At 68.0% G+C, this 3617-nt stretch carries 1 protein-coding gene and 1 pseudogene; both read right to left on the bottom strand.

Features of this window, described 5'->3' with window-relative positions:
* Window positions 1-1674: pseudogene (gene pglX / locus MJ785_RS21025) on the bottom strand (BREX-2 system adenine-specific DNA-methyltransferase PglX); the annotation flags it as partial.
* Window positions 1675-1801: 127 nt separating this feature from the next.
* Window positions 1802-3379, bottom strand: coding sequence for an ATP-binding protein (locus tag MJ785_RS21020; RefSeq protein WP_239382528.1), 1578 nt, complete (start codon window positions 3377-3379; stop codon window positions 1802-1804).
* Between the last annotated feature and the right edge of the window lie 238 nt (window positions 3380-3617).

Below are 3617 nucleotides of genomic sequence, written 5' to 3'. Positions count from 1 at the left end.
GCGGTAAATTGGTTGATCAGGCTCGTCACCTCTGAGGCGCCGCCGCCCACAAGACTCCAGGGATGGGTGCTCAAGTCACCGCGCGGTATATCCGCAGTGGAAACCCACTCGCTCTCCGAGTCAGCGTGGTGAATCTGCCTAACGATTGCCTGCCACACCACCCCGTTGCTCGCCTCGCTCGGCGCTGCTGACTCACCGCGGATACCGAGGACAGCGCGAACAGTTCGGGCGCGTTTATCTCGGTTCCAACGGCCAGCCAGGATGACTGTTGGAGTGCCATGTCCTGGGATGTAGGCGCCGGAGGCGTCGATGACGTGGGTCAGTTCGGCTCTGTCTGCGAAGAATTCCTGGATGAGCTTCTTGCCAAACTCACGCTTCATGAAGGAGTTGGCTGTGATCTGACCGACCCTGCCGGCGCCTCGTCCCTGACCGTCGGCCTTCATCGCCAGCTCGAAGAAACGTTGCGCGAAGGGAACAGTCAGCGAGTACAGGCCCGAGCAGGCGCTATACAGATTGCGGTACAGTTTGTTAAGGGTCTTGTCCTTGGGCGGTGATGTACGGCGGGTTGCCGACGACGGCGTGGTAGCGGCCCTCCTCGAGGATGCCGGGGTGGTCGGCTAGGTCCTCGGTGGCGTAGGAGAACTCGGCAAGTTCGTCGCGGTCCTCGCCGAACAGGTCGAGTTGGCGGTGTTTGATCAGGGAGTCGCCTACGGCGACGTGCAGCGGGAACGTGTAGCCGGCAGCCGCGTCCAACGTCTTCAGTCCGGCGGCGCGCAGCGCGGCGACGATGAGACGGAAGCGGGCGATCGCCACCGCGTACGGGTTGATGTCCACTCCGTGGACGGCGTTCAGCGCGAGGCTCACCCGCTCGAAGACGTCTTTCTGCGGGTCCGGCGCGAGGCGGTCCCATTCGCCGAGGATGCGGCGGAAGGCCCCGAGCAGGAAGTGGCCCGACCCGCAGGTCGGGTCGATCAGCTTGAAGTCCTTGAGACTGTCCGCGTCATACCCGAACTCCTCCAGCGCCGGGGTCAGCGTCAGGTCGAGGATGAACTCCTCGACGAACTCCGGGGTCTGGAGGAGGGCGTACTTCTTGCGGACGTCCTCGGAGAGGTCCTGGTACAGGTCGCCGAGGAAGCGGGTGTCCCAGTCCGGGTCGGTGAAGTCGTGAACCAGCTCCCCGGACTGGCGGGTGCGCCAGAAGGTGATCAGGTCCTTGGCCGCGTCGTGGGTCAAGGGGATCTGGAACAGCGCGTTGTGGCGCTCGTCGAACAGCCCCGCGCCGACGGGCGCCTTCGAGATCTCGCCGAAGGCTGCGAGCAGCCAGTCGCGGGCGGTCAGTTCCGGGTGCTGGACGTAGAACTCGTTCAGCCGCTCCTCGGCCAGCGTGAGCCGCGCCGCCGGCCCGGCCAGGTACGGGTCGCCGATCAGCCCGTTGTCCTCGCAGAACCGGACGAACACCGTGCCGAGCACCCAGGCGGCCGCGGCCTGCGTGACCCGCTCGCCCAGCCACGCCGACCAGGTCGCAGCCGTCCGCCCGACCTTGAACGCCCGGTCGTACTCGGCCCGCAGCCGCGTGCCAACCTCGGGCACCGCGTCGACCTGGGCCCGCAGGTCCTTCTCCAGCACCTTGACCTGCTGCTTGGCGTCCTTCAGCAACGCCACCCGGTCGATCACGCTCTACCCCCAGCCTGTTCAGCCCACCGTCAGTCCCGCCCTGTCGCCGCTCCCGGCAGGAGGGCTGTCCGATGCTATGGGCACTACGTCGCGCCATCGACGCGCCATGCCCGCGACAAACCACCCGCTATGACGATGCCAGGGTCTGCCGGCGGCCAGGTGGCAGGGCCAGGCGGGCGATGGTGATCGAGTGGCCGGACGGGCTGGTCTGGGTGGTCAGGGGTTCGTCGGCGGCCGGCGTGGACTGCGATCTCTGGTCGAAGATCACGATGTAGCCCGAGGACAGGCCCAGGTGGTTCAGGTAGTCCTCGAGCTGGAGGATCGCATCCTTGAGCGGGTTGGCCTTCCCGGGGCGGTGGGTTTTCACCTCGAACACCTCGCGCTGCTCGGCGCGGGTTCCCTCGCGCGTTGTGTAGCGCCAGCGCAGGTAGAGGTCGGCGCGCCCGCCGCCGGTGGCGTACTCCCGAACAACGTCGCCGTCGCCGTTGACGGCCCGGTCGAGCCAGGCGAACAGGAACGCGTGCGGCAGGGCCTCCTCGTAGGGCCTGCCGTCGCCAAGCATCTTTCCGTGGGTGCGCCAGAACGCGGCGAGGCTTGTCAGCGCGCCCGGAACGTCGAATCGGCCGTTCGGCAGGACGAAGTCCCGTGCGGTGGGAAGCGCGGCCGGGCTGGGGACGACCTGCTCGGCGAGGGCCCGGGAGATTACCTCCGCGTAGATCGGGTTGGCGATCCGCGGGCCCTCCGTGCCCTCCTCGGTGATCAGCCCGAGGTCGCGGACGAAGGACAGGTCGTCGGAGTATTCCAGGTCAGCGGGCTGCTCCGCGCCGGCGAGGACCGGCAGGAGGACCCTCTGCACCTCCGGCTCACGCAGGCGGCGCACCAACGAGTCCAGATGACTCGGCCGGGCCTGGATGACCCGCTCGCGGGCGGTGTCGACCTGCTCGATCGTGACCGGCTCCGTCGCCGGCACCTTCATCCGGGCGACGATTTCCGCTGCCAGCGCGTTGACAAGCCAGGGCTGACCGCCGGTCAGCGCGTACACGTGCTCGATGGCCTCGTCGGTAAAGACGCGGCCGGTCTCCGCGGTGTGCTGGCCGTAGAGTTCCCACACCTCGCCGAGAGTGAAGTCCCCGAGTCGCAGCGACTCGACAATGATGTTGAACGGGCTGGGCCCGCCCGACCGCTCCGGGTTACCGCCAGTGACGATCTTATAATCGCGCACGTCCCGAAGGCCGCACAGCGCGATCGAAGCAGGGAAGGCCCCGGGGCGGTCCTCGAAACCTTCGCGGATCTGGCTGAGCACAGCGACGAGCGTCGCGCCCGTGAGCGAGTCGATCTCGTCGAGGAACAGCGCGAGTGGCCGGGGGCAGGACTCGGCCCAGGCGGCGAGCGCGCCGCCGAAGAGATCCCCGTCCGGGCCCTCGGGCCATGCCGGAGGGCACAGCTCCACTGGAAGGCTGAGCCGGGCCTCTCGGCTGGCCTTCGCGAGGATGGCGCGGGTGGCGCCGCCTATGTCGTCACCGAAGGCCGCGCCGCTCTGCAGCGAGAGCTTCACCGCCGCGTACTTCCCGCTGGCCGTCAGTTCGGCTGCGATTGCCCGCAGCGTAGTCGTCTTCCCCGTCTGTCTCGGTGCATGCACCACGAAGTAGTCCTCGCGCGCCACCAGACCCGGCACCTCAGGCAATCTCGCCGACGCCGCGATCATGTAATGTTTCCCCGGCACACAGGGTCCAGCGATGTTGAACCAGCGCGCCACCACTCACCGGCCTCCTACGCCGCAAAGACCATGACCCGATCACCCACAACTCTACGGTGGCGGATGATCGTCGGGCGGCGCGCTACGACGCGGCCAGGCCGGGCTCGTCGCCCGCGGCGCGGTGCAGATTGGCCACCCACGCGTCCGGCAGCGGCACCCAGTCGCTGCCGGTCACCAGCTGCACGAG

This window comes from Protofrankia sp. CiT1 (genome assembly GCF_917627335.1).
Classification (GTDB): domain Bacteria; phylum Actinomycetota; class Actinomycetes; order Frankiales; family Frankiaceae; genus Protofrankia.
Note: the sequence above shows the minus strand (reverse complement) of the source record. Positions and strands in the feature narration are given on the sequence as shown.

Excerpts from the sequence above, each read along its gene's own strand:
- MJ785_RS21020 (WP_239382528.1), bottom strand. The coding sequence starts at position 3,379 with ATGATCGCGGCGTCGGCGAGATTGCCTGAGGTGCCGGGTCTGGTGGCG.